General features: G+C 70.4%; 21 protein-coding genes and 1 pseudogene. 13 read left to right on the top strand and 9 right to left on the bottom strand.

From position 1 onward, the window contains the following. The first annotated feature begins 158 nt into the window (after positions 1 to 158). From BLW76_RS21615 to BLW76_RS21600, 4 genes are all read left to right on the top strand, one after another. Positions 159 to 569 (top strand): enediyne antibiotic chromoprotein, encoded by a 411-nt coding sequence (locus BLW76_RS21615; RefSeq protein WP_091310211.1) that lies wholly within the window; start codon positions 159 to 161, stop codon positions 567 to 569. Positions 570 to 643: 74 nt separating this feature from the next. Then, positions 644 to 1,687 (top strand): Gfo/Idh/MocA family protein, encoded by a 1,044-nt coding sequence (locus BLW76_RS21610; RefSeq protein WP_091310210.1) that lies wholly within the window; start codon positions 644 to 646, stop codon positions 1,685 to 1,687. A 223-nt stretch (positions 1,688 to 1,910) separates the two neighbouring features. Next, the gene (locus BLW76_RS21605) at positions 1,911 to 2,375 is read left to right on the top strand and encodes a hypothetical protein (protein ID WP_091310207.1); all 465 of its coding nucleotides are present in this window, start codon (positions 1,911 to 1,913) and stop codon (positions 2,373 to 2,375) included. Positions 2,376 to 2,407: 32 nt separating this feature from the next. Further along, positions 2,408 to 2,629, top strand: a complete 222-nt coding sequence (locus BLW76_RS21600; protein WP_091310205.1) for a hypothetical protein — start codon at positions 2,408 to 2,410, stop codon at positions 2,627 to 2,629. 351 nt (positions 2,630 to 2,980) lie between these two features. Here BLW76_RS21600 and BLW76_RS21595 read toward each other — a convergent pair whose 3' ends face one another. Together BLW76_RS21595 and BLW76_RS21590 are read right to left on the bottom strand one after the other, a co-directional pair. Then, on the bottom strand, positions 2,981 to 4,159 hold the full coding sequence (locus BLW76_RS21595) for a serine hydrolase domain-containing protein (RefSeq protein WP_091310202.1): 1,179 nt from the start codon (positions 4,157 to 4,159) through the stop codon (positions 2,981 to 2,983). Between the two features lie 56 nt (positions 4,160 to 4,215). Continuing rightward, entirely contained in the window at positions 4,216 to 4,641 is a 426-nt protein-coding gene (locus tag BLW76_RS21590; protein ID WP_091310200.1) for a MarR family winged helix-turn-helix transcriptional regulator, read from the bottom strand. Positions 4,642 to 4,714: 73 nt separating this feature from the next. On the opposite strand from BLW76_RS21590, the gene BLW76_RS21585 reads away from it, so the two are divergent. The 4 genes and pseudogenes from BLW76_RS21585 to BLW76_RS49775 form a co-directional block, all read left to right on the top strand. Beyond that, a complete protein-coding gene (locus BLW76_RS21585) occupies positions 4,715 to 5,242 on the top strand; it encodes a hypothetical protein (protein ID WP_091310198.1) in 528 nt (175 codons plus the stop codon). Between the two features lie 109 nt (positions 5,243 to 5,351). Continuing rightward, on the top strand, positions 5,352 to 6,476 hold the full coding sequence (locus BLW76_RS21580; RefSeq protein WP_091310195.1) for an HNH endonuclease signature motif containing protein: 1,125 nt from the start codon (positions 5,352 to 5,354) through the stop codon (positions 6,474 to 6,476). A gap of 494 nt (positions 6,477 to 6,970) precedes the next feature. Then, positions 6,971 to 8,428 (top strand): group II intron reverse transcriptase/maturase, encoded by a 1,458-nt coding sequence (ltrA, locus tag BLW76_RS21575; protein ID WP_167384673.1) that lies wholly within the window; start codon positions 6,971 to 6,973, stop codon positions 8,426 to 8,428. Between the two features lie 109 nt (positions 8,429 to 8,537). Continuing rightward, a pseudogene (locus BLW76_RS49775) lies at positions 8,538 to 8,738 on the top strand (HNH endonuclease signature motif containing protein); the annotation flags it as partial. Between the two features lie 661 nt (positions 8,739 to 9,399). On the opposite strand, the gene BLW76_RS21565 reads toward BLW76_RS49775, so the two are convergent. The 4 genes from BLW76_RS21565 to BLW76_RS21550 are packed head-to-tail and all read right to left on the bottom strand — an operon-like array spanning position 9,400 to position 13,601. Continuing rightward, complete coding sequence (locus tag BLW76_RS21565) at positions 9,400 to 10,551, bottom strand: mandelate racemase/muconate lactonizing enzyme family protein (RefSeq protein WP_091310191.1); 1,152 nt, start codon at positions 10,549 to 10,551, stop codon at positions 9,400 to 9,402. A 1-nt stretch (position 10,552) separates the two neighbouring features. Next, positions 10,553 to 11,380: a carbohydrate ABC transporter permease gene (locus tag BLW76_RS21560; protein ID WP_091310189.1), complete on the bottom strand. Its 828-nt coding sequence runs from the start codon at positions 11,378 to 11,380 to the stop codon at positions 10,553 to 10,555. After that, positions 11,380 to 12,327 (bottom strand): carbohydrate ABC transporter permease, encoded by a 948-nt coding sequence (locus BLW76_RS21555; protein ID WP_244170255.1) that lies wholly within the window; start codon positions 12,325 to 12,327, stop codon positions 11,380 to 11,382. Before BLW76_RS21555 ends, BLW76_RS21560 begins: the two co-directional genes overlap by 1 nt. A gap of 5 nt (positions 12,328 to 12,332) precedes the next feature. Continuing rightward, positions 12,333 to 13,601 (bottom strand): ABC transporter substrate-binding protein, encoded by a 1,269-nt coding sequence (locus tag BLW76_RS21550; protein ID WP_091310185.1) that lies wholly within the window; start codon positions 13,599 to 13,601, stop codon positions 12,333 to 12,335. 153 nt (positions 13,602 to 13,754) lie between these two features. On the opposite strand from BLW76_RS21550, the gene BLW76_RS21545 reads away from it, so the two are divergent. The 3 genes from BLW76_RS21545 to BLW76_RS21535 all read left to right on the top strand — a co-directional run bounded on the left by BLW76_RS21545 (position 13,755) and on the right by BLW76_RS21535 (position 15,899). Continuing rightward, complete coding sequence (locus tag BLW76_RS21545) at positions 13,755 to 14,513, top strand: FadR/GntR family transcriptional regulator (RefSeq protein WP_091310183.1); 759 nt, start codon at positions 13,755 to 13,757, stop codon at positions 14,511 to 14,513. A gap of 26 nt (positions 14,514 to 14,539) precedes the next feature. Beyond that, positions 14,540 to 14,869: an L-rhamnose mutarotase gene (locus BLW76_RS21540; RefSeq protein WP_091310180.1), complete on the top strand. Its 330-nt coding sequence runs from the start codon at positions 14,540 to 14,542 to the stop codon at positions 14,867 to 14,869. Positions 14,870 to 15,089: 220 nt separating this feature from the next. After that, positions 15,090 to 15,899, top strand: a complete 810-nt coding sequence (locus tag BLW76_RS21535) for a radical SAM/SPASM domain-containing protein (RefSeq protein ID WP_091310179.1) — start codon at positions 15,090 to 15,092, stop codon at positions 15,897 to 15,899. 3 nt (positions 15,900 to 15,902) lie between these two features. On the opposite strand, the gene BLW76_RS21530 is transcribed toward BLW76_RS21535, so the two are convergent. Further along, positions 15,903 to 18,308 (bottom strand): ATP-binding protein, encoded by a 2,406-nt coding sequence (locus BLW76_RS21530; protein ID WP_244170254.1) that lies wholly within the window; start codon positions 18,306 to 18,308, stop codon positions 15,903 to 15,905. Between the two features lie 238 nt (positions 18,309 to 18,546). On the opposite strand from BLW76_RS21530, the gene BLW76_RS21525 reads away from it, so the two are divergent. Together BLW76_RS21525 and BLW76_RS21520 are read left to right on the top strand one after the other, a co-directional pair. After that, complete coding sequence (locus BLW76_RS21525) at positions 18,547 to 18,999, top strand: hypothetical protein (protein ID WP_091310176.1); 453 nt, start codon at positions 18,547 to 18,549, stop codon at positions 18,997 to 18,999. A 196-nt stretch (positions 19,000 to 19,195) separates the two neighbouring features. Continuing rightward, entirely contained in the window at positions 19,196 to 22,852 is a 3,657-nt protein-coding gene (locus tag BLW76_RS21520) for a glycoside hydrolase family 3 C-terminal domain-containing protein (RefSeq protein WP_091310173.1), read from the top strand. An 18-nt stretch (positions 22,853 to 22,870) separates the two neighbouring features. Here BLW76_RS21520 and BLW76_RS21515 read toward each other — a convergent pair whose 3' ends face one another. Together BLW76_RS21515 and BLW76_RS21510 are read right to left on the bottom strand one after the other, a co-directional pair. After that, positions 22,871 to 24,454: a tannase/feruloyl esterase family alpha/beta hydrolase gene (locus BLW76_RS21515; RefSeq protein WP_091310171.1), complete on the bottom strand. Its 1,584-nt coding sequence runs from the start codon at positions 24,452 to 24,454 to the stop codon at positions 22,871 to 22,873. Beyond that, positions 24,451 to 25,842 (bottom strand): MFS transporter, encoded by a 1,392-nt coding sequence (locus BLW76_RS21510; RefSeq protein WP_091310169.1) that lies wholly within the window; start codon positions 25,840 to 25,842, stop codon positions 24,451 to 24,453. Before BLW76_RS21510 ends, BLW76_RS21515 begins: the two co-directional genes overlap by 4 nt. Positions 25,843 to 25,905 lie beyond the last annotated feature (63 nt).

The following is a 25,905-nucleotide window of genomic DNA, read 5'->3' as shown; positions in this document are numbered from 1 at the left end:
CCGGCAAGAAACTAGCAGTTGATACTTCTTGCTTGCCATGTTGTGAACTTCTCGCCTAATATCGGGTTCACGGTCAAACGATCACGACCGGGCCGGACCGCGCGGCGGCCGGCTTTCGCACCTCGCGATTTCCCCCTGATGATTCGGAGTGTTCCCGCATGTCCAAAACCAGGTTCTTCCCGGCACTGGCGGTCGCGTTCGCCGTCGTCGCGGCGGGCAGCTCGGCCGCGTACGCCGACCCCGCGGCCACGCCGAGCGTCGCCGTGTCGCCGTCGAGCGGGCTGGCCGACGGAGCCACGGTTTCGGTGGCCGCCACCGGTTTCACCGCCGGGGCAGCGGTCACGGTCTGGGAGTGCGCCGGCGGCGCCACCGGCCCGGTCTGCGACACCGGCAGCCAGGCGGCCACCACCGGCGCCGACGGCACGGTGTCCACCTCGTTCGTCGTCCACCGGGTCCTCACCACGGCGTCGGGACCGGTGGACTGCACCACGGTCGCCAACGGGTGCTTCGTCGGTGTGGCCGACGAGTCCTACAGCGAAGTCGCCGACGCGGTGATCTCCTTCGGCTGAGCGAGCCCGCGGCCGGTCGGCCCGCCCCTCCCCCAGCTCGGCCGACCGGCCGCATCCCGAAGGGATCGACGGAAATGAACCCGCTCCGCATCGGCGTCCTCGGCTGCGCCGACATCGCCTGGCGCAGGATGCTTCCCGCGCTGGCCGGCCACCCGGACGTGGCGGTCGTGGCCCTGGCGAGCCGCGATCCGGCCAAGGCCGCCCGGTTCACCGCCCGGTTCGGCGGCGAGCCCGTGACCGGCTACGACCGGCTGCTGGCCCGCGAAGACCTCGACGCGGTGTACGTCCCGCTCCCGGCGGTCCTGCACGCGAAGTGGATCGAGCGCGCACTCGAAGCGGGCCGGCACGTCCTCGCCGAGAAACCCCTGGCCACCACGGCGAAGGACGCGCAGCGCCTCGTGGTGCTGGCCGACGAGCGCAAGGTGGCCCTGCTCGAGAACTTCATGTTCCGCTGCCACTCCCAGCACGCGGCGGTCCGCGCCCTCGCCGCCGGCGGCACCGTCGGCACGGTGCGGTCGCTGACGGCGGAGTTCACCATCCCCGCGCCTCCGCCGGGCGACATGCGCCACCGCCCCGACCTCGGCGGCGGCGCGCTCCTCGACATCGGCGTGTACCCGGTCCGCACGGCACTGGACTTCCTCGGCGAGGAAGCCGAAGTCGTCGCCGCCACGCTGGACGTCGACCCCGGCCTCGGCGTCGACGTCGGCGGCTCCGCCGTCCTGACCGGTCCGGCCGGCCGGACCGCGGAGCTGAGGTTCGGCATGCGGCACGCGTACCGCTGCCGCTACGAGCTGGCCGGGGACCACGGCCGCATCACGGTGCCGTGGGCGTACACCCCACCGGCCGGGCACGCCCCGGTCGTCCGCGTCGAGCGCCCGGACGGCGTCGAGGAGCGGACGCTCCCGCCGGACGACCAGTTCGCGGCGGTGGTCCGGCAATTCGTGGCGCGGGCCCGCGACGGCGTGCCGTCGGACCTCGAGGGCCCGCCGATCGTCGCCCAGGCCGCCCTGGTCGACCGGATCCGGGAGCGGGCGGTCCGGCGGCCGGCTCCCGTGGCGACGCACGTCACGCCCGGCGGCCTCCCCGCCGGGAACACCGCGCCACGCCGGACGTTGTAACGGGTGTCGGTACGGCGGAGTCCCCCGGGCCTCACCCCCTCCGCCTTCCCGGACCACCGGTTCACCCCGGAGCCGGGTCGCGCCACTCGCCGAGAGGCGACCCCCGTACCGACCCCAAGCCACCGCTTCCGCTCGCAGGTCTCCCCCCACCCTTCGCCGAGCGGAAGCGGTCCTTCTTTCCGGGGGGAGGACCGGCGGGTCGACGCGTGGAACCATCAGTGGCGTGGACGTCCCGACCGACCCCGGCGCGACCGCCGCGGAAGCCGCGAGACGAGCCGCCGAGCGCGCCGAGGCCGCCCGGCACTGGCGCCGGGCGCTGTCCCACCGCGACGACCGCTCGAGCGTCGAGCAGTCCCGGGGCTTCCCGACGTCGAACGACGCCCGGCAGCGGCAAGAAGCCGCGCGAGAGCGGCTGCGGGCCGCGTTGCACCGGTCGGCGGACGCCCACGATCGGGCGGCGGAGCAACACGAAGCAGCCGCCCGCTCGGGCGGTGCCACCGAAGCGGAACACCGCCGCAAAGCGGAAACCCACCGGGCGGACGCGGTCATCAACCGCCGGCGCGCGGAAGCACTCGACACACCGGACGAGCCGCCTGAGCAGGCCGTCGGACCCGAGCGCCGCGGTCCTGGTGCCGCCGCGGGGGTGGCCCGCCGCGCGGCCGGACTACGACCGGCCCCGCTCGGGTAACCCCGTTCCGACGACCGGACTGGAGGTGTCTCATGGCGGCCGAGATCGAAATCGCGCCGGTGGAGGCCGGGCAGGCGCTCGTCCTGCGGGTCACCGGAACCCTCGACACGGGCGCCGCCGCGGCCGTGCCGACCCGGCTGCTCGGCGCCACGGACCCCCTGCCGCCACCGCACCTGGTGGTCATCGACCTGCGCGAAGTCGACCTGCTCGCCGCCGTCCTGCTCGACCCCCGCAGCACCTGCACGCCCGAGTGACGACCGGGAAGCTCGGCTGACCCCGGCGCCCGCGCCGTCATCCGCGGCTGCCCGAACGCCTTGCCCGCCACGAGGTCCGGGCGCGACCGGGTGCGGAGTTCGGGCCGGGCGGCGGTCGACGGTCGTCGGGGACGGCACGGACATGGGTTCCCCCTGGATCGGTGGTGGCGGAGCGCGCACCGGCGCCAGGAAGCCGGGAACAGCGTGACGGCTCTTCCTCCGGACGGCGGTGCGGAGCGCGGCAGGCCGGCGCGTCCGGAGGGCTGGAGACGAGCCGGAATTCGTTTACCCGGCCGCCGAGGCGGCCAAACCACGGCGATCGGCTCGTGGTGCGGTGGCGGGGAACCGGCGTCAGCGCAGCGCGGCCTGGATCCGCGCGGCGCGTTCCTGGGCGTCCGGCAGCGCCGGCGTGCAGAACTCCGTCACCATCGCCAGGGTCCGGCGGGCCGCCGCGGCGGGCGAAGCGGTCAGGTCGGGGCTGGACGCGACCGTGATCCCGCGGGTGCCCGCCGCGTCGCTCATGCTCCATGTGTTGTACCCGGGGACGTCCCCGCCGTGCCCCCAGACGTCGGGGGCGCCGGGACCGCAGATGCCGGCCAGGGAGATGCGCATCAGCCCGAGCCCGTAGCCGACCAGCCCGCCCTCGCCCGGCCACGGCACCGTGGTCTTCATCTGCGCCAGCACGTCGGCGGGCAGCAGCTCGCCGCCGAACAGCGCGCGGAAGAAGCGGTTCAGGTCGGCCGCGCTGGAAATGATGTTCCCCGCGCCGAAGTAGCGGCTGAGGTTGTACACGGTGACGTCCGTCAGCCCGCGCGGTGCCGGGTAGAGCTGCTCGTAGCCGCGGATGGCCGGGCGCGGCACCCACGGGAAGTCCCGCGGCAGGAACGTGTCCGCCAGGTGCAGCGGGCCGGTGATCCAGTCGGCGAGCACCCGCTCGAACGGACGGCCGGTGAGCTTTTCCACCAGCAGCGCCAGCACGTTGTAGCCGGTGTTGGAGTAGGACCAGCCCGTGCCCGGCGGGAACAGCAGCGGCTGCACGGTGCTGTCGTGGATCGCCTCGACCTCGCCGAAGTGCACGAAGCGTTCGGTGTCCAGCTCTTCCGCGGTCGTCCAGGTGTACTGCGGCGCCAGGTCACGGGGCACGCCGGCGGTGTGCTGCAGCAGCTGCCGCACGGTGATCGGCTCCGGGTACGGCAGCAGGCCGGGCAGGTACCGCGCGATCGGGTCGTCCAGCCGCAGCCTGCCGTTCGCGGCGAGCTTCAGCACGAGCGTCGCCGTGAAAGTCTTGGACACGCTGCCGATGCGGAACCGCCCGCCGGTGTCGGGTTTCGCCCCGGTGACGACGTCGGCGACCCCGGCCCGCCCCCGCCACCGCCCGCCCGCGTCCGTGGCGACGGCGATCATCCCGACGTTCCCGGCCTGCACGGCCACATCCAGCGCGGCCTGCCGCGGATCCGTTGCCGCATCGGCGGTTCCGGTGCCGGCGACCAGCAGCACGGCGCAGGCGGCGGAGACGAGCAGTCGACGCATGATTCCCCCCGGTGTCCGCGTTCCCCCGCCACCGTAGCGCAACCGGGCCGGCGGCATCACCGCTTCGCGAGCAACCGGGTCTGCTCGCGCAGGACGTCGATCGTGCGCGCCACCCAGTCCGCGATCACCGCCTGCTCGGCCGGGGTGTAGCGGCCGTTCAGCTCGGTCATGGCCGCGTCGAGACCGGCGAAGACCTTCCCGAACGCCCCGGGCACCGCCGTGATCACGAGCCGGCGCCGGTCGGCCGGGTCCGGTGCGCGGCGGGCGAGCCCGGCGCGCTCGAGCCGGTCGACCAGCCCGGTCACCGCGCCCGGGGTGAGGCCGATCTCCTTGGCCAAGTCCCCCGCCGACATCGAGCCGGCGGCCGCGATCATCGCGAGGGCACGCTGGTCCACCGCCGTCACGCCCAGGCTCGCGCCCACCGCCTCGTGGAACGCGACCACGGCGGTGCTCAGTTCGCGTCCGGCGTCTCGACCGTCCATGCGGTCACTTTACCTGCGTCGATATTTCAGTACACTGAACTAAATTACTCGCCGACTGAACCATGGGGGTACCGTGAGCGAGCTGAAGCGAGCACTGGAAGTGCCGAAGTGGACGTGGCACTGCTACACCCGCCACTGGCGGCTCGTCGTGGGCCTGTCGTCGATCGCCTCGATCCAGCGGCTGATCGTGGTCAACTGGACCGACCGGATCCCCCACGGCCTCGCCCTCGCCTCCGAGGTCGTCGTCATGGCCGCCCGGATCGCCCTCGTGGTGCTGGTCTGGCGCCTCGCGATGCGCGGGCTGACCCTCCACTGGCGCGCGGGCCGGGCGTTCGCGCGCAACCATTGGCGCAGCCTGCTGTGGCAGGCGGCATTCCTCGGCGCGGCCGTCCTGGTCTTCGAAGTCCTGGCCGAACACGTGCTGTCGCAGCTGCTGCCCGAGTCCGCCCGGCAGACGTACCTCGCTGTCCTGTTGTTCCTGAAGAACCCGACCGTGATCGCGCTGACGTTCATCTGGTGCATCGGCCTGATTCGTCAGGTCTTCCGCGTGCGCGCCGCCGAGGAGGCTTCCCGGCCTCAGCCATCCACTGTGGACCATTAGAACTGTGGTCCGCGTGGGCCGATTCGCCATGCTTCGCTTACCCTCTTTACCTTGTGTTCTCACCGTTTCGTGTGATGCCGTGTGTTCGATGGGTGGGTAGTTTGGAGGTATGACCCACGACGCGACCCCCTCAGCCGACGCGGCGGCTCTTGCCGACCGCATCGGATCGCTGATCGCGACCATGCGGTCTGCCGAGGCTGAACTTGGTGCGCTGCTGGTGGACATCGAGCAGCGTGGGGTGATGGAGCTGTTCGGCTATCGTTCTGTGGCACGGCTTCTGGAGCATCTCGCCGATGTGCCGAAGCCGGCTGCGGAACGGGCGGTGAAACGGGCTCGGTTGGTGAACCCGGGCCGGAACCTGGATGGCTCCCCGATTCCTGCGCTGGCTCCCGGCACCGGTGCTGCTGCCCGGGCGGGGCGGTTGAGTGACCCGATGATCGATGTGATCACCGATGTCCTGACTCAAGTTCCGCCCGAGCATCGCCTGAGTGCCGAGGCCAACCTGCTCACTTTCGCCGAGGAGGCTGGCCACAAGCAGGTCGCCGCCCTCGGTGCCCGCATCCTCGCCCACCTGGCTCCCGACGGAACCGCCCCCGACGACACCGAACCCTCGGTTCCCGCCCGGGAACTGTTCCTGCGCCGCAAAAGAACCGGGGTGTGGGAGCTGAGCGGCCGGTTCGACGACGAAACCGGCACCCGCGCCAGCGCGTTGCTGGACGCCCTGGCTGAGCGTCGCACCGGCGACGACGGCCCCGACTTCCGCACCACCCCGCAACGTTACGGCGATGCCTTCTCCGACGCCGTGGATCTCGCCCTCAACTCCCCGAACCTGCCCATGCAGGCCGGGGAACGAGCCCACGTGATGGTCGCGGTCTCCCTGAAAGACTTGAAGTCCGGGGTCGGGAAGGCCACCCTCGGCGACACCGGAACCATGACGGCCGCCGAAGCGCGGGTGCACGCCTGCGACGCCATGATCATCCCCGCGGTCCTGGGCGAGAAAAGCGAACCGCTGAACCTCGGCCGCCTCCGACGGCTGATCTCCGCGGGACTCCGCCGAGCCTTATTCCTCCGCGACCGAGGCTGTGCCTTCCCCGGCTGCCACCGCCCACCCCGGCATTGCCAGGGCCACCACGTCCGCCACGTGCGCCATGAGGCGCGTGTTTATCCGATCGGAGGTGCAAGACCTCCGACGCTGGATCGTCACAGCGGTTCGGTGAAGCTGAGGGCAGCCTGACCTGCGGGAATGGGCAGGTTGAGGTGGCAAGCGGCCCTGACAAAGTCGAGTCGTGCCAGTATCGCCAGATGGTGCGGGCTCGGTGAGCGAGACGAGAAGGTATACGAATAGGAATCAGTGTCTGAAGCCTCGTTATGTGGAGCCGACTCGAACCTGGCGGATATGGGTCGGTAGTGCAGTGCGCGTGAACCAAGTGGTAGGGGTAGCGTCCGCCCGGGAATTGTTCTCGGGCAGCCTGTGGAGAAAGTCTGTGGCGTATTCACAGGGACTGCCGGGGTAAAGCTGGGTGCCTCACTCGTCGATCGGGAACACGTGAACATGGGAACCACCGCAAGCCTTCCATAAACGGGTCACAGCCGGTGGTCTGATGACGGATAGGCGCATTGCCTGCCGAGAGGCTTGCGATGGGGCGGAGTCGCCGTAGTACTCCGAGGACGGGAAAGCCGTCCACATGGGGAAGGGCGGCAGCGAGACGAAGCAGGGAAGTTGAGGTAATGCCAGAAGAAGCCTCACCGGTGAACATCGGTGATCTGCTGTTGGTGCCGTTCACCGCAGGGCAGCGGGTACTGGGAATGCAAACGAAGCTGCACCGTTGGGCGGCGGCCGATCCCGGCCGCCGGTTTGATGATCTCTATAACCTCGTGGCCGACCCCGCATTCCTCGTCACGGCGTGGGAACGGGTGTCGGGGAACACCGGAGCACGCAGCGCGGGTGTCGATCGGCGGACTGTCCGCTCGATCACCGAATCGAAGCTGGGTGTTGTCGGGTTGTTGGAGGAAATCCGGGCTGATCTGAAGGCTCGGGCGTTCCGTCCGCTCCCGGTCCGGGAACGGCACATTCCCAGAACCGGCGGGAAGACGCGCCGGCTGGGGATACCGACCGTGACCGATCGGGTCGTTCAAGCCTCGCTGAAGCTGGTCCTGGAACCGATCTTCGAGGCCGGGTTCCGGGACTCTAGTTATGGTTTCCGGCCCAGGCGCCGGGCCCAGGACGCCGTCGAGGAGATCCGCCACTATGCCCAGCAGGGCTATGAGTGGGTCTTCGAGGGCGACATCGCCGCCTGTTTCGACGAGATCGACCACACCGCCCTGCTCGGGCTGGTGCGGAAACGGATCAAGGACAAGCGGATCCTGGAGCTGATCAAGGCGTTCCTGCGCGCGGGAATCCTCAGCGAGGACGGCGCCGACCGGGACACCCATTCCGGAACCCCTCAGGGCGGCATTCTGTCGCCGCTGCTGGCCAACATCACTCTCTCCGAACTGGACGACTATTTCCACCAGATCTGGGAGAACCACAGGAACTCCTGGACCCGGGCGCGCCATCGCCAACGCGGCGGCGCAACATTCCGGCTGACCCGTTATGCCGACGACTTCGTCGTCCTGGTCAACGGAACCCGAGACCACGCGGAGAAACTATGGGATGAGATCGGTGCGATCCTGGACCGGATCGGGCTTCGGCTCGCCCCGGAAAAGACACAGATCGTGCACATCGACGAGGGATTCGACTTCCTGGGATTCCGCATCCAGCGGCACACTCAATACGGAAGCGACCGGAAACTGATCTACACCTATCCGTCGAAGAAGTCGATGACTTCCATCAAACGGAAGGTGAAGGCAGCGACCAAGCGGATCACCCATCAGGACGCGGACCGACTGTTCCGGCAACTCGGGACGATGACCCGCGGATGGGCCCAGTACTTCCGGCACAGTTCCTCCAGCAAGGCCTACCACCATCTCCAGCACTACCTGTGGTGGCGGGTCTGGGAATGGCTGAAGAACAAACACCCCCGCACCAGCAGACGGTGGATCATCCGCCGCTACTACAACCGGTGGTGGCCGGAATACAACAGTGTCGCACTCTGGCAACCCGCCACGATGACCATTCAGCGTTATCGCTACCGGGGCCACCGGATACCGACACCATGGGACAAACCAGGCGTCTCGCCTGCCTGACGGCGACTCGTGGAGAGCCCGGTACTCGGAAACGGGTACGCCGGGTTCGGGAGAGCGGCAGGGGGAAACGACCCGGCGAAATCCGGACACCGCGCCCCCTGCCGACTCTCACTGGGCCGACGGCGGCCCCACCGACCTGAACAACCTGGTGCTGACGTGCGCCCACCACCATCGGTTGCTGCACCGCTCCGGCTGGGAAGTCCGCATCGCGGCCGATGGGCTGCCGGAGTTCCTGCCACCAGCATTCATCGACCGACGCCGACAACCCCGACGCAACAACATCCACGAACCCCTGCCATTCGCAGCCTGAACACGGGAACGGCCCGCAGCCACACGGCTACGGGCCTACACCCGCGCGCGAGCCACCCGTTGACCGCGGCAACTCGCCGGGCAGTCCGGTCTACTTTATTCACCAGCTCGACACGACTTCGAGACAGCCCCGGGCGTCGGCGCTTCGACGTCAAGCGGGCCTTCCACTCACAGCTCCCTGGGAAGCAGCTCCGCCGGCGCCGGCTGCTCCAGCAACGTGCGCGCCCCGCGTGCATGACGCGCCGTCGAACCGGACGGGCAACCGCCACTGGTTCACCCCCGACCCCGGACCTGCCGATCACGTCCGGCTCTGCCAGAGCCGGCACCGCTTCGGCCGGCGCCTGGTCCGCGTGGTCGTCCGTGTCGTGGACGACGCCGAGGCGCTCCAGCGACTCCAGACTGCGCCGGAGGCCGGACGCGCTGAAGTCCCACTCCCCGCGCAAGGTCGCCGGGACGGCAAAGCCCTCGCCGCCCGATCCGGGACCAGGACCCGGCCGACGAGACGGACTCCGCGCGAAGGCGGTCCGCCCGTGCCCGTAGTGCTGCCGAAGAGCGGGATCCCCGGCCTCCCATGCCGCGGCGGCCACCGCGCGGGCCTCCCCGTCGGCCACCTCCGTGGAGAGGTTCCCGGCGGGGCGGTCCCCCGGCCCGGTGAACCGCCGTCAAACCCCCAGCGCCGGGAGCAGGTGGTACCCGGCGCGGTCGGGCCGGATGTGCGAACCGTCCGACGCCGGGTCGGGCAGCCGGTGCCCGGCGGCCGCGATGGCCGCCTCGTCGAGGTGGATGCCCAGGCCGGGGGCGTCGCCGAGGACGAACGCGCCGTCGCCGATCTCGTGGCCCAGTGCGATGCCGACCGGGGGCCGGAGGTCCTGCAGCTCGGTGACCAGGTGGTTGGGCACCGCGGTCGCCGCGTGCACCAGGCCGACCGGGGTGGTGCCGATCGGGCTCACCGGCAGGTCGTGGGCGTGGGCAAGGGCGGCGACCCGCAGGAAGTGGGTGACGCCCCAGCCCGCGGCCGTCTGCACGACGTCGACCGCCCCGGCGGTGATCAGCGGCCGGTGCTGTTCCAGCCCGGTGAGGTTCTCGCCGGTGGCGACCGAGGCGCGGACGCCGCGGCCGACGGTCGCGTGCCCCTCGACGTCCCAGCGTCGCACGGGTTCCTCGATCCAGGTCAGGTCGAGGGTCCGTTCGAGCTCGCCGACGTGCCGGACGGCCTGCTTGCGCGTCCAGTTCTCGTTGACGTCGAGCATCAGGCCCGGCCGGGTGCTGCCGCCTGCCTCGACGAGGACGTCGCGGACCAGCGTCAGGCGGCGCCGGTCGCGGTCGACGTCGAGGCCGCCCTTGAGCTTCGCCGCGCGCAGCCCGTGCCCGGCGTAGGTCCGGTACAGCTCGGCCAGCTCGTCGTCGTCCAGGGCGATGTCGAGCCCCGAGGCGTAGGCGGGCACGCGGCGGTCCCGGCCGCCGAGCAGCCGCCAGAGCGGCTCGCCCGCCAGTTTCGCCTTGATGTCCCACAACGCCGTGTCGAACGCGCCGATGGTGCCGAACACCGCGCCGGCGTGCCCCGCCTTGAACGTCCGGCGCAGCATCCGGTCGTAGAGCGCCGTCACGCCGCGCGGGTCTTCGCCCTCGATCGCGGCGAAGACGGTCTCCGCCTGCACGTGTGAGCCGAGCCCGACGCCGGTGACGCCTTCGTCGGTCTCGACGACGACGAGGGGCATCCGGACGAGACCGCCGGCGTGGACGCCGTTGGCGTCGCCGACCGGGCGGCCCCAGTCCTGGACGGTCGTGAGGGCCCGGAAGCCAGTGATGCGCATTTCATCCCTTCGTGGACCCGGCGGTGACCCCGTCGGCGATCTGGCGTTGCAGGAACAGGTAGACGAGCAGCACCGGCACCGCGGCGATCAGCACCCCCGCGGCGAACGTGGGGATGTCGGCGGAGTACTGCCCGCGCAGCGCGGTCACCCCGACCATCAGCGTGCGGTGCTCGGCGGACGGCATCAGCAGCAGCGAGATGAGGACGTCGTTCCAGCAGAACAGGGCGTTGAGCACCCCGACCGACAACAGGGCCGGGGCACCCAGTGGCAGCATGATCCGCCAGTACACGCCGTAGAGGGTGGTGCCGTCGACGCGGGCGGCGTCGACGATCTCCGGCGGCACGGCCGCGTAGAAGCTGGTCATCAGGAACACCGTGAACGGGAGGAACTGCGCCACGTAGGCGAGCACCAGCCCCGGGTAGGTGTCGATGAGCCCGGTGCCCGCCATGATCCGCGCGAGCGGGACCATGATCACCTGGAACGGCACGAACAGCGCGGCGAGGATGCCCAGGAACACCGCGGACGAACCGCGGAAGCGCAGGCGCCCGAGCGCGAAGCCGGCCATCGACCCGAGCAGCAGCAGCACCGCGACCGAGCACACCACGACGACGACCGAGTTGAGGAAGTACCGCGACATCCCCACGCTCGTCCACGCCCGGGCGATGTTGTCCCAGCGCAGCGCGCCCGCCGGAGCGAACCGGTCGAGGGTGTACTCGCGGCGGTCCTTCATGGCGACGTTCGCGGTGAACACCAGGGGGTAGATCGTCGCGCACGCCAGTGCGGCCATGGGCACGGCGGCGAGCCACTTCGTGAGCCGGGAACCCGGCATCAGTCCTCCTTTCCCGCGCGACGCAGGATGCCGATCTGGGCCAGGCCGACCACGAGCATGATCAGGAACAGCACCGTGGACGCCGCGGAGGCCAGCGCGGGCTGGTTCAGGTTCCCCTGCTGGAACCAGACGTAGTACTCGGGCAGGTAGGTCGAACCCGCCGGGCCGCCGCTCGTCATCACGTACAGCAGGCCGAACATCGAGGTCAGCATCCCGATCATCGTGGTGACGAAGACGAACTGGATGGTGCGGGACAGGCCGGGGACGATCACGTGCCGGATGGTCTGCGGCAGCGACGCACCGTCCACTTTGGCCGCGTCCAGCAACGAGGAGTCCAAAGTGGAGAATCCGGCGAGGAAGACGACCAGCGCCATGCCGAACGTCGCCCAGACGTGCACCCCGACGACGGCGAAGATCGCCACGCCGGGATCGCCGAGCCAGTCCACCGGGCCGAGGCCGATCGCCCCGAGGGCGGCGTTGACCGGCCCGTCGAAGGCCAGCAGCAGGTTGAAGATCGCCCCGACGATCACCGGGGAGAGCACGGCCGGGAAGAAGTAGACGCCGCGGTAGACCCGGTGCCCCGGCACCTTCAGGTGGATGAAGGTGGCGAGCAGGCCGGGGATGGCGACGGCGACCGGGAGCAGCAGCACGAGCAGCCCGACGTTGCGCAGGGCGGTGCGGAACAGCGGATCGCCGAACAGGGTCACGTAGTTGTCGAGGCCGACGGCCGTGCCGTTGCGGACGCCGTCCCCGGTGAAGGAGAAGTTGACGCCGAGCAGCAGTGGCCACAGCCGCAGCAGGACGACGACCAGCACGGCCGGGGCGACGAAGACGAGCGGCGCGAAGCGCTCGAGCCGCGTGCCGCGCGGGGCCCGCCGGGCCGGCGCGGGTCCCCCGGCGGGCCGGGCCGGGGCCCGGTCCACCGGGGCGGGAGAGTACCCGGTCACGCCCCTCAGCCCTTGTCCGACGCGGCCAGCTGCTGCAGCACCTCGTCGACGCCGATCGACCCGCTCAGCAGCTGCTGCGAGAGCCGGCCCATGAGGTCGAGCGTCTTCGAGGACAGGGCGACGTGCAAGGCGGGCTTGCCGCTCTTGACCTCCGAGACGATCGTCGCCACGGCCGGGCCGCCCGCGGAGACGTCGATCGACGTGTCCGCGGCGATCGCGCCGCTGTCGGCGTAGAAGGACTTCAGGGCGTCGGTCGAGCTCAGCGCCCGGACCAGGTCCGCGGCCACCTTGGGGTCCTTCGTCCCCTTCGCCACCGCGTAGCCGATCCCGCCGTCGTACGGGAGGCTGGGCGTGGCGGCCGGGTTGATCCGCGGCGCGGTCATCACGCCGACCTTGTCCGCGCCCAGGAACTCGGCGAAGTCCTTCCAGTGCCCGACGTCGGACATCAGGCCGATGACGTTCGCGGCCTTGCCGGACTGGAAGAGCGCGAACGCGTCGTTGAACATCGCCGTGGAGTTGGGGCCGTCGGTGTTCAGCCCGGTGTCGCCGGCCTGCTTCCAGAGCTCGAAGATCCGCTTGACGTCCGGCGAGGTCCAGGTGCGCTTGCCGGCGATCCAGTCGGTGTACTCCTGGGGCGTCAGGCTCGCCGAACCCAGCGCCGAGAGCCAGAACTGGATCCCGGCGCCTTCCTTGTTGCCCAGGGCGAAGCACTTCGCGCCGGTCTTGGCGGCGATCGTGCCGCAGTTGCCGACGAACTCGTCCCAGGTGCGGGGCGGGGCGTCGGGGTTCAGCCCGGCCTTCTGGTAGAGGTCCTTGTCGTAGTAGACCGGGTGGCCCTGCAGGGTGACCGGCTCGGCGTAGACCTTGCCGTCCTTGGTGAACGCGTCCCAGCCGCTGAGCCGGGAGCGGTCGTCGGCGACGTAGGAGTCGAGGGGTTCGAGGTCGGCGACGCGGTCGCGGATCTGGCCGCCGCCGTTGAAGAGCATGACGTCCGGGCCGCGCTTGGCCTGGATCGCCGCGCCCAGCAGGGTGTAGTACTGGTCGTAGGGCTGGGCCACGAACTCGACCGTGACGCCGGGGTGCTGCTTGGCGAACGCGGCCTTGGCCTTCGCCACGTATCCCGCGGCCTTGGCGTCGCCGGACTTCCAGTCCCAGACCACGAGCTTGCCGCTCGCGTCGCCGGACGGGGCGGCCGGGCCGGAGGCGCTGCCGCACCCGGCGGTCAACGCCAACGCCGCGGCCAGTGCGGCCGAGATTAGTGTGCGCTGCTTCATCGCTGCTCACTTCTCCAGACGGTGGCCGGACGGGGAGTGGCCCGGCGCAGTGCGCAGAAACGTAACTCGTATGACGTATGACGTCAACGCTGCCGCTGTGTAAACTTCCCTCGTGCGTTCGACGCAGGTCGGCGCCGTGCGACCGGAGGAACGATGACGGCATCAGACCGGCAACCCGCCGTGCCCGACTGGGTGCGCCGCCCGGCGAACCTGGGCAGCGCGGTCACCGCCGAACTCGTGGACCGGATCGTGCGCGGCGTCCACCCGCCCGGGACGTCGCTGCCCTCGGAGCCGGCGCTGTGCGAGAGCTTCTCGGTGAGCCGGACGGTGGTCCGCGAGACGGTGAAGCTGCTGCAGGCGAAGGGCCTGGTCCAGGTCCGGCAGGGTGCGGGCACGGTGGTGAACCCGGCGTCGATGTGGAACATGCTCGACGAGCTCGTGCTGGCGGCGGTGATCGCCGAGGACGAGACGGTGGCCGTCCTGGACGATCTGGTGGTGACCCGCCGGCTGCTCGAATCGGACATGGCCATGGTCGCCGCCCGGACCGCCGGCCCCGAGGTCGTCGCGCGGCTGGGCGAGCTGGTGGACCGCATGGACGAGCTCGTCGGCGAGCCGGTGGCCTACCGCGAGCTGGACCTCGCCTTCCACGACACGATCATGCAGGTCTCGGGCAACCGCCTCGCCCGCGGCGTGGTGCGCGCACTGGAGAACCAGGTGGTGAACACGGCGCGGTACGTGGGCCCCAGCGAGCGCGCCCTGTGCGTGGCCTCGAACAAGGGCCACCGCCGGGTGTACGAGCGCATCGCGGCCGGCGACCCGGAAGGCGCGGCGAAGGCGATGTACGACCACATCACCGAAGCGTGGCTCGCCCGCCGCCCCGCCTCCGGCGACCTCACCCGCCTCGAGCGATGATCCAGCCCCCGTCCGGAAGGAGTTCCATGGCCCAGCGCTACGGCATGCTGATCCGCCTGCGCCCCGAGCGGCGCGAGGAGTACCTGAGGCTGCACGCCGCGGTCTGGCCAGGGGTCGAGGCGAAGCTGCGGGAGGCCAACATCCGCAACTTCACCATCTTCCTGCACGACGACCTGCTCTTCGGCTTCTACGAGTACGTCGGCGAAGACCACGACGCCGATCAGGCGCGCATCGCCGCGGACCCCGAAACGCAGCGCTGGTGGGCGTTGACCGACCCGTGCCAGGAGTCCCTTTCCCCCCGCGAAGGCGGCGCGTGGTGGACGCCCATGCAGGAAGTCTGGCACCTCTCCCCCTGACGGCGCGATCTTCCTCGCGCACCATCACGGACATCACGGTGCGGCAGGCCCGTCGACGGTTGCCACGCCGCGGATCTCCTTGTCCAGGTTGAGCAATCGACCTCGGCAGCGATGCACGGGACCTCCTTGTCGGCGACCCCGACCATTGACCGTGCGCGAACTACCTGCGACCCTTCGTGCACGCCCTCTCGCTCAGCGATCGGGGAAGGGGAGAGAACCGATGGCGGCCGGCACACGCGTCCGATCACTAGCACTGGAACTGACCGGGCGTTGCCAGCTTTCCTGCGCCCACTGCTACGCCGATTCCTCACCGCACGGCCGGCACGGCGACATGACCGGCGCGGATTGGCGGCAACTCCTGGATGCGGCGGCCGGATTCGGCGTGGAACACGTGCAGTTCATCGGAGGCGAGCCGACTCTGCACCCCGAATGTGCGAACCTGGTCGATCACGCAGTGACCTCGGGGATGCGCGTCGAGGTGTTCACGAACCTGGTGCGCGTCAGCCGGTCCTGGTGGTCGCTCTTCCTGCGTCCGAATGTGTCGGTCGCGACGTCGTACTACACCCGCGACTCTGCGGTGCACGATGCTTTCACCGGTCTGGTCGGCAGCCATGCCCGCACGCGCGCCAACATTGCCCGAGCCGTGCAGACGGGTGTGAGGATCCGGGTGGCCGTCATCGGCTGCGGCACGGCGGCCGAGGATGCGCGTGCGGATCTTGCCGCGCTCGGTGTCGCCGACATCAGCCTCGGGCAAGTTCGCGCGATCGGGCGCGGCGCCGGCGGCCGGCCACCCTCGGCCGAAGATCTGTGCGGTCAGTGTGCTCAGAGCCGGGCGGCCATCGACCCACTCGGCAACGTCTCGCCCTGCGTGATGGCCCGGTGGATTCACATCGGCAACGTTCACCGGGAGCCGGTGGACAAGATTCTCGTCAGTCCTCGGATGGCAGCGATCTCCGCGGGCTTCGCCGAACGAACCGGCGGCGTCGACTGCGACCCGGTCAAGTCGGGCCCGCAATGTGGCGGCCCCTGACGTTCAACCCAGCAGCCGGACGATCCGCGTCAAGTGGGCGCGCGCCGAAGGATCCACATAGCCGTCGAACAGTTCGGCAGCCTCCTGCCAGCACGAGCGTGCCTCGGCGACGTCCGTCGTGCGCAGTGCGGTCGCGAGGTTGTCGAGTGCGACGGCCAGCCGCCATCGATCGTCGAGTTCCCGGAAGATCACCACGGCACGACGATGGAACGGAATGGCGTCTGCCGTGCGGCCGAGGTCCTGGTACGCCTGGCCTGCGCCGTCCAACGCCGCAGCCTCCCTGGCACGGTCTTCGAGCGCTCTGTGCAGGGTGGTCGCCCGCTGATAGGACACGAGTGCGTCGTTGGAGTGGCCGTTGAGCCGCTGGATGCGCGCATAATCGAGGAGTACCCACCCCTCGTTGCGATCGTCAGTACGTGCACGAGCGAGGTTGAGCGCCGTCTCGGCGAGACGGAGCGCTTCTTCCCTCCCGTTCTCCCCCGAATCGGCCAGCGCGCGAGCAAGGTAGACGAGAGCGACCAATTCCCGTCGCTGGTCGTCGAGTTCCCTGCTCAGGGCCAGGCTTGCTCTTGCGGCGTCGATCGCCTCCCGGTAGCGGCCCAAGCCGTCGTAGGCGTCGGCGAGGTTGAACAACGCGGTCGCCTCACGCCCGGCGTCACCTCGTTCACGCGAGAGCCCACGAGCCGACTCCAATTGCTCAACGGCTTCGGCGAAACTGCGGCGCATCAGGAACAGCACACCAAGCATGTTGACCGACAGCAACTCCCCTTCGCTGTCGCCGATCTCACGCTGGAGCCGGAGCACCTCCGAATGCACCCGGAGCGCCTCGTCGAGCCGATGCTGCGTGGAGAAGGCAGCGCCGAGCGCGAAGGAGGCTTCCGCTTCGGCCAGCTTGTCGTCATCGCGGCGCGCGGCGCCCAGCGCGGTTTCCAGCACCTGCAGCCGATCGGCAATCGGTGCCTGCCGCGTGAAAAGCGGTCGCAGCATCAAGCCCAGTTGCCAGGAGACGCGATCCAGACCCGACTTCTCGGCGGCTTGCACCGCGGCGAGGAGGTTGGCCCACTCCAGCTCGTACCACCGCGCGCCGTCCAGATATTCCGCGAAACCGAGCGTGGCCGAAGGGGCCGGCAGGGCAGTCGGCGGGAGGAGCCGGACCGGTGTTCGCATGGCGATCCCCGCTGTGTGAGCGGTGTGCAGGTACCACGAAAGCACCCGGCTCAAGGCAGCGTACTGTTCCTCGAGGGATTCCTCGTGATGAGCGGCGTTAGTGGCGTATGCGCGCAGCAGATCGTGGAATTCGTAGCGATCGGAGGCGATCTGCTCGATCAGATGGGCACCGCAGAGGGTGTCAAGGAGACGCCGTGAGTCCAGCACCGTGACACCGGCCAGCTCGGCGGCCGCTTCCACGCTGAACTCGGGACCGGGGTGCAGGCCGAGCAACCGGAACATTCTGGCGGCGTCGGCGGGAAGGGCCCGATACGACCAGGCGAATACTGCTCGCACGCCGTCCGCCTCTTCGCCGTCCTCGGCGGAGAGGGCGTCCCAAAGACCCGATTCATCACGCAGATCTTGGATGAGCTGCGCCAGGGGCATCCAAGGGCGAGTGGCGGCGCGTTCGGCGGCGATCCGCAGCGCCAGCGGCAGGCAGGCGCACAACCGGGCGAGCTCGGCGAGATCAGCGGGGTCGTCCTGGGTGCGGTAGTCCGCCGTGATGGCGCTGATCAGCTCGACCGACTCGGATTCGGGAAGAACTTCCACGATGACGCGCTGGGCGCCGTCCCGGGCCATGAGCCCGGCGAGTCTGCTCCGGCTGGTGACGATGACACGGCAATCATCGCTGCCCGGTATCAGGGGCCGTACCTGCCCGACGCTCTCGGCGTTGTCCAGGACGACGAGAGCCCGGAGACCGGCAAGCAATGACCGATACAGGGCTGCCTTGGCTTCCGGATCAGCCGGAATACGCGCAGAGGGCACGTCCAGCGCGCGGAGGAATCGATCAAGAGCCTGCTCGGCGGTGATCGGAGTACCCGGGTCGTAGCCACGGAGGTTCACGTACAGCTGCCCGTCGGGGAAGTGATCCTGCCTGCGATGAGCCCACCGAAGGGCCAACGCGGTTTTGCCGACCCCGGCCGTGCCGACGATCACGGTGAGATGGGCTGCTTCGTGCCCGCGTTCGGACAGGACTGTGTCGAGACGACCCAACTCGGCCGATCGGTTGACGAAGCCTCGCACATCGCCGAGCAATTGCCGGGGTACGTCCCGCCGGTTTGTACCGAACTGATGAAAATGCACTCCACCGCTGACATCTCGAGCTTGAACGACGTCACCCGCTGTACCGGACAACTCCGATCGGGTGCCGTCCATCGGCACGGGCACCGTCTTGTCGGCGTTCCTGTCCGCCGGGTCCATCGGGTCCTCCAGAGCGCGATGCATCCGAGCTTCCACGGTAGCGCAGCAGCGCTTGTCGCCGGGCGTACGAAGGAGTGGCGTTCCCATCGGCGTCCATGTCACAAATCTGTCACAGCCTCTTGCGCACCAGAAGAACCAGTCGTCCCACCGTTCTCTCCGACTACTTCCGGAGCGCTACCGTAGGGCGCGTCTATCGGGGCATACCCGTTCGGCAAACGACGAGGGGCACGGTACGACCGTGGACGAAGATCAAGAAGGACAGTTCGTCAACGACTTTTCCGGAACCGCGGACGACATCGTCCAAGCACGGGACATCTACGGTGACGTGAATTTCCACTCCAGCACGGAAGTCTTCGAGGCGAGCGATCAGGGATACGTGGCCGGGACTGTTTACCGCGGCGCCGGAGTGGCGTACTTCCTTGCCTTGTTCCTCTTGTCTGTGGCCTACACGCGCGTCGTGGCGGAAGCAGACCTCGGCTTCTGGGATTGGCCCAAGCTGGCAGCCAGCACTCTCGCGCTGGTGACAGTACTCGTCCGGACCGAGCGGGCGATCTTCGGTGACCTGTTCACCAGTCTGCGCCGGCTGGCGATGGCCGTCGTGGTCGCTCTGGGCATCGGCCAAGGTCCGCACTGGGAGTCCTTCGAGAAGCTCACGGTGCTCCTCGGCCATTGGCTGGTTTGGCGCTTCTGACTCGAACGAACCGCCTCAGGACAGACCGGGCCGGCGGCCGTGAAATTTTCAGCCACCGCACGGCCCGGGCCAGCGACGACGCCGCCCCGGCCGTGAATTGCTTGCCAGACACCGCTTCCCTGCGAACGATGGTCACGAACCGGCCGGTGACGCACCGGAGCGCCCGGCCCATCCGACCTTCCGCGACGGAGATCCGATGTCCCTGCGCTTTCCCGGACGGCGGCGGGTGCGGCGCACCGCCGCGCCGCTGCTCGCCGTGACGATCACCGCGGCCACGCTCGTCCCGGCCGCTTCGGCCGCGCCCGCCCCGGCGGCCGCGGTGCCCGTCTACCGCGACATGCACTACAGCTTCGCCGAACGGGCCGCCGATCTCGTCGCCCGGATGACGCTGCCCGAGAAAGTGCTGCAGCTGCGCACCAACAGCGCGCCGGCCATTCCGCGCCTTGGCGTGCAGCAGTACACCTACTGGAGCGAAGGCCAGCACGGCCTCAACACCCTCGGCGCGAACACCGACGACGGCACGGCGACCGGCGGCGTGCACGCCACCAGCTTCCCGACCAACCTGGCGAGCACGATGTCGTGGGACCCGGCGCTGATCCACCAGGAGACCACGGCGATCTCCGACGAGGCCCGCGGCATGCTCGACAAGTCCCTGTGGGGCGTCGCGCAGAACAACATCGGCCCGGACAAGAACAACTACGGCTCGCTGACCTACTGGGCGCCCACGGTGAACCTCGACCGCGACCCGCGGTGGGGCCGGACCGACGAAGGTTTCGGCGAAGACCCGTACCTGGTCGCGAAGATGGCCGGCGCGTTCGTCAACGGCTACCAGGGGCAGTCGCCGTCCGGGAAGCCGCAGACGCCGTACCTCAAGGTCGCCGCCACCGCCAAGCACTACGCGCTCAACGACGTCGAGAACGACCGGCACGCGGACTCCTCGGACACCACCGAGACCAACATCCGCGACTACTACACCCGGCAGTTCCGGCACCTCGTCCAGGACGCGCACGTCGCCGGCCTGATGACGGCGTACAACGCCATCAACGGCACGCCGGCCCCGGCCGACACCTACACCGCGAACGCCATCGCGCAGCGCACCTACGGCTTCGACGGCTACATCACCTCCGACTGCGGCGCGGTCGGCGACGTCTTCGCGCCGGGCAGCCACAACTGGGCGCCGCCGGGCTGGACCACCACCACCGCCGGGGCGGCCACGCAGTGGACGAACACCGCCACCGGCCAGAAGGTTTCCGGGGCCGCGGGCGGCCAGGCGTACGCGCTGCGGGCGGGTACCCAGCTCAACTGCACCGGCTCGGAAGCCACCGTCGCCAACATCCAGGAGGCCATCAAGGCCGGGGTGCTGTCCGAAGGCGTGCTCGACACCGCGCTGGTGCACGTGTTCACCATCCGCATGCAGACCGGCGAGTTCGACCCGCCGGACCGGGTGGCCTACACGAAGATCACCAAGGACGTGATCCAGAGCGCCGAGCACCAGGCGCTGGCCGCGAAGGTCGCCGCGAACTCGCTGGTGCTGCTGAAGAACGACCCGGTCGCCGGCACCAAGGCGCCGCTGCTGCCCGCCGACCCGGCGAAGCTCGGCAGCGTGGTCGTCGTCGGCGATCTCGCGAACAAGGTCACCCTCGGCGGCTACTCCGGCGAGCCCGCGCTGCAGGTCAACGCGGTGCAGGGCATCACCACCGCGGTCAAGGCCGCCCGCCCGGACGCCACGGTCACGTTCGACGCGTGCGGCACGTCCACCGGCACGACCACGGCGGCGAGCTGCTCGGCGGACACCCTGGCCGCGCTGAAGACGGCCGACCTGGTCGTGGTCTTCGCCGGAACCGACGGGAACGTGGCCACCGAGGGCCGGGACCGCACCACCATCGCCATGCCGGGCAACTACGACTCGCTGCTCGACCTGGTCAAGGCGGCCGGCAACCCGCGGACCGCACTGGCCGTCCAGTCCGCGGGCGCCGTCTCGCTCGGCCACGCCGCAGGCATCCCGGGCATCGTGTTCAGCGCGTACAACGGCGAAAGCCAGGGCACCGCACTGGCCGACGTCCTGTTCGGCAGGCAGAACCCCAGCGGGCACCTGAACTTCACCTGGTACGCCGACGACTCGCAGCTGCCCGACATGAAGAACTACGGGCTGACGCCGTCGCAGACCGGCGGCCTCGGCCGCACGTACCAGTACTTCACCGGCACGCCGGCGTACCCCTTCGGCCACGGCCTCTCCTACACGAAGTTCGCCTTCTCCCGGGTGCACGCGGACACCAGGGCCGTCGACGCGAACGGCCGGGTGACGGTGCACGTGGACGTGACGAACACCGGCACGACGCCCGGCGCCGCCGTCGCGCAGCTGTACGCGGCCACCGCGTTCGGCGTGCCCGGCGTGGAACTGCCGCGACAGCGCCTGGCCGGCTTCGAGAAGACGAAGGTGCTGGCGCCGGGCCAGACCCAGCACGTGGCCTTCCCGGTGCGGATCGCCGACCTGTCCTTCTGGGACGAGGCGAAGCGCCGCGAAGTGGTGTACCCGGGCGCGTACCGGTTCGGCGTGGGCGCCGACTCCGGCCACCTCGCCGGCACCGCGACGGTGGCCGTCACCGGGGCGCTCCAGCCGAAGACGAAGTACGTCACCGTGCAGCCCGGCCAGGTCGTGTTCCCCCCGGGGCAGCGGCTCGACCTGACGGCGAAGAACCCGTGGATCGCCGACGTCACGTCCCAGGCCGCGCAGCACACGCCGGCCGATCACATCGTCGAGGCGGTGCACGACGACCAGTCGTTCGTCGACCTCTCGCGGGCCCGGATCGGTTACCGCAGCAGCGATCCGCGGGTGGCGCAGGTGAGCCGGACCGGCCAGGTGACCATGGTGGCGCCCGGCGTCGCGACCATCAGCGTCACGGTCGACGGTGTCACCGGCAGCACGCCGGTGGTGGTCGAGCAGCCGTTCACGCTCAGCGCACCGGCGCAGGTGAAGGCGGGGACGACGTACACCGCCACCACCACGCTGCCGAACCCGGCCGGTGCCCGGCCGTTGCGGGACGTGGCGTTGACGCTCGCCGTGCCCACGGGGTGGACCGCGAAGGCCACCTCGCCGTCGACCTTCGCCACCGTGCCCGCCGGGCAGACCGTCGGCACCACCTGGGAGATCGGCGTGCCGGCCTCGGCGCAGCCCGGCAAGTTCGACGTCTCGGCGCAGGCCACGTTCACCTCGGCCAACGGGCGGGGCACCGCGGTGGACGCGACCACGGTGCTGCTGCCGCACCCGCCGTACCCGTCGCTGGCCGCGGCCCGCAACAACGTGGGCATCAGCGACGACGCCACGCCGGGCGCCGGCAACTTCGACGGCGGCAACGCGAGCTTCTCCGCGCAGGCACTGGCCGCGGCGGCACCCAGCCTGACCCCGGGGGCCACGTTCACCCACAACGGGCTGACGTTCACCTGGCCCGACGTCCGGCCGGGGGAACCGGACAACGTGGTCGCCGGCAGCTCGGCAGGCGGGCAGACGATCGCGCTCTCGGGCTCCGGGACGACGCTGGGCCTGATCGGCGCCGGCGACTACGGCAGCCCGAGCGGAACGGCGACGGTGACCTACACCGACGGAACCACCGAGTCCCACTCGGTGAGTTTCGCGGACTGGTGGTCCAACGCGGCCACCGGCGGCGACATCCTCACCACGCTGCCCTACCTCAACAACAGCAACGGGCGGCTGGACCAGCGGGTGAGCCTGTACTACGCCCCGATCCCGCTGCAGCCGGGCAAGACGGTGCAGTACCTGACCCTGCCCGACATCAGCGACGGCGCGAACATGGGCACGGCGGCGATGCACATCTTCACCGTGGCCATCGGCTGAGCCGCGCCGGGCCGCGGGTCAGCGGACGCACGCGAAACTCGCGGCGGCGGCCGGATCGCCCCCGCGGTACCGGGGCCAGCCCGGGTAGGCGCACAGTGGCCGGGTGCGCTGGTGGGCAAGGTCGGTGACGACCTGGTCCGCCGGCGCGCGGCCGGTGTCCACCCACCGCTCGAGCGCCGAGAGCGAGTCCCAGCCCGCCGCGAACGCCGGGGTCCCGAAGCTGGCGTGGTTGGCACCGGGAACGACGTAGTAGCGCAGGAAGGCGTCGGTCAGCGAAGGACCCGCCACCGAGCGCACCCGCGAGTAGTAGTCGCTCGTCGAGTACGGCGAGACCAGCTCGTCCGCGGCGCCGTGCAGCAGGATCAGCTTGCCGCCGGCGCGGGCGAACGGGCGCAGGTCGGCGTTGTTGCGGTCCTCGACCAGCGACAGCGCGCTGATCCGGCCGAGCCACTCGCCGGGCCGCCGGGGGTCGATGTCCAGGCCGTTGCGGCCCGGGTCGCGGGTCAGGAAGTACTTGACCCACTGGTCCCAGTACTGCATCCCGTAGCCGCTGGTCACCGGCATCGGGGCGGCCGGCGCGGTGGTGCCGAAGCCGAGGAACGGCGTCCGCATGTCCGCCCCCGAGAGGAACGGGAAGCCCGGGTACTGCGTTTCGCCGCTGGCGATCCGGTACGGCCACCGGAACGGCGACGACATCGCCGTCACCGCCCCGATCTGGGCGTCCGACAGGCACGACGGGCCGGTGTCGGCCCCACCCGGGCAGCGCAGCACGCGGGGGTCGAACCGGCAGCCCGGGTTCGAGACGACGCCGTCGGTGACGCCGTCGCGGCCGTCACACGCCCGGATGACGCTGTCGTAGACGAGCGTCTGCTTCGCCGGGCCGGGGAACGCGCCCGGGCGCGACAGCACCTGCGCCAGGTAACCCAGGTCCAGGATCTCGGCGAGGTTGTTCCACGCCGGATAGGCGGAGATCACGCCGTCGAACGCGGCCGGCCAGCGCTGGGCGACGACGAGCGCCTCGCGGCCCCCGGTCGACCCGCCGGCGAAGAACACTTCGGCCGGCGTTGCCCCGTACGCCCGCCGGATGAGGAACAGGCTCGCGTCCCGCGTCTTCTTGAGCGCATCCCCCGCGGCGAAGTTGACCAGTGCCTCGTCGTTCGTGCCGAACGAGCCGTCCAGGGACGGCGGGGACGCCGGGTTCTGCTGGTGGCCGGAGTCGCTCGCGAAGGTCGCGTACCCCCGGGCCAGCGGCGCCGGGCGGTCGGCGGGGCCGAAGGGCACGTTCGCCGCCACGTCGGGGATCGTGCCGTTGTACCCGCCGCCGCCGAACATCAGCGCCTTGTGGTTCCACACGCGGGGCAGGGCGACGCGCAGCTTGATGGCCGGTGCGGCCGGGTCGACGGGGTACAGGTCGGCGTCGACCCGGCAGGACTCACCGGTCACGGACGCCGCCGTGACGAGCCCGCCCGAAGTCGGCAGGCTGATCACCGACGCCGGGATCCGCACCCCGGCCAGCCCGGTGCACTCCGGCGTCGCGGCGGACGCCGTCGCGGGCACACTCGCCGCCAGCACCACGGCGGCCGCCACCACGGTCGCCCTCATCGCGCGGCCGCCTTGTGCAGGTGCGCGCCCGGGACGGCGTGCGGATCGGCCCGGACTTCGGCGGGGTTCGTCTCCGGCAGGAACCACGCACTGGCGAAGGTGATCAGCCCCATCAGCGTGATGTAGACGGCGACCGGCCACGTGCTCCCGGCCTCCGCGATCAGCGCCGTCATCAGGAACGGCGTCCCGCCGCTGACGACGATCGCGGACAGCTGGTAGGCCAGTGACGCACCCGAGTAGCGGACGCTGGGCGCGAACAGCTCGCCGAGGAAGCTCGCGATCGGGCCGTAGGTGAGGCACTGGAACACGAACCCCACCGTCACCGCGACGAAGATCAGCGGCAGCGACGCGGTGCCGACCAGCCCGAAGTACGGGAAGGCCCAGACGGCGACGCCGAGCCCGCCGACCAGGATCAGCGGGCGGCGGCCCACCTTGTCCGAGAGGTACCCGGACCACGGGATCGTCGCGAGCATCGCCGCGGAACTGAGCAGCACCACGGCGAGCAGCGAGTCGCGCTGGAGCTTGAGCGTGCCGGTGCCGTAGCTGAGCAGCCCGGAAATGCTGACGTAGAAGAGGCTGTTGGTCGCCGACAGCAGCCCGCAGCCGAGCAGGATGGTGCGCCACTTGCTGCGCAGCACCTGGGCGAGCGGTGCCCGGACGACCGGGCCTTCCTTGTCCGCCACGGTTTCCTGCAGCTGCCGGAACTCCGGCGTGTCCTCGACCTTGGCCTGGATGTAGAGCACCACGCCGAACATCACGACGCTGAGCAGGAACGGGATGCGCCAGCCCCAGCTGAGGAAGTCCGCGTCCGGCAGCACGCCGCTGGCCGCGACGAAGATCAGGTTGGACAGGATCACGGCCACCGGGACGCTGGTCTGCCCGAAGGTGCCGGCGAAGCCGCGCCGCTTGGGACTGGCGGATTCGGTCAGCAGCAGCACGATGCCGCCCCACTGCCCGCCGGCCGCGAGGCCCTGGACGAACCGCAGCACGACCAGCAGCGTCGGGGCCAGTGCGCCGACGCTCGCCGCGCCCGGCAGGCAGCCGATCAGGAACGTCGCCGCCCCCATCAGCGCCAGGCAGGCCACGACCACCGGCTTGCGCCCGTACTTGTCGCCGAGGTGCCCGGCGAGCACGCCGCCGATCGGGCGCGCCACGAACCCGGCCCAGAACGTGCTGAACGCCAGCAGGGTGCCGGTCAGCGCCGAGGCGTGCGGGAAGAACACCTTGGGGAACACCAGCGCGGCCGCGGTGCCGTAGAGGAAGAAGTCGTACCACTCGATCGAGCTGCCGATCAGCCCGGCCGCGAGCAGCTTGCGGAAACCCCGCCGCGGCGGGGCGGGCACCCCGGTGCCGGACTGCCCGTCGGGTTGGGTGAGCGGAATGGCCATGCGTGCCGCCTTCGTCGAGGAGCGCCGGCTGGTGATGGCGGAGATGTTAGGGCGCGGTTACGC

The organism is Amycolatopsis tolypomycina, from assembly GCF_900105945.1.
In the GTDB taxonomy this organism is placed as follows: domain Bacteria; phylum Actinomycetota; class Actinomycetes; order Mycobacteriales; family Pseudonocardiaceae; genus Amycolatopsis; species Amycolatopsis tolypomycina.
The sequence above is the reverse complement of the archived record's forward strand: the minus strand, read 5'-3'. Positions and strand labels throughout refer to the sequence as shown.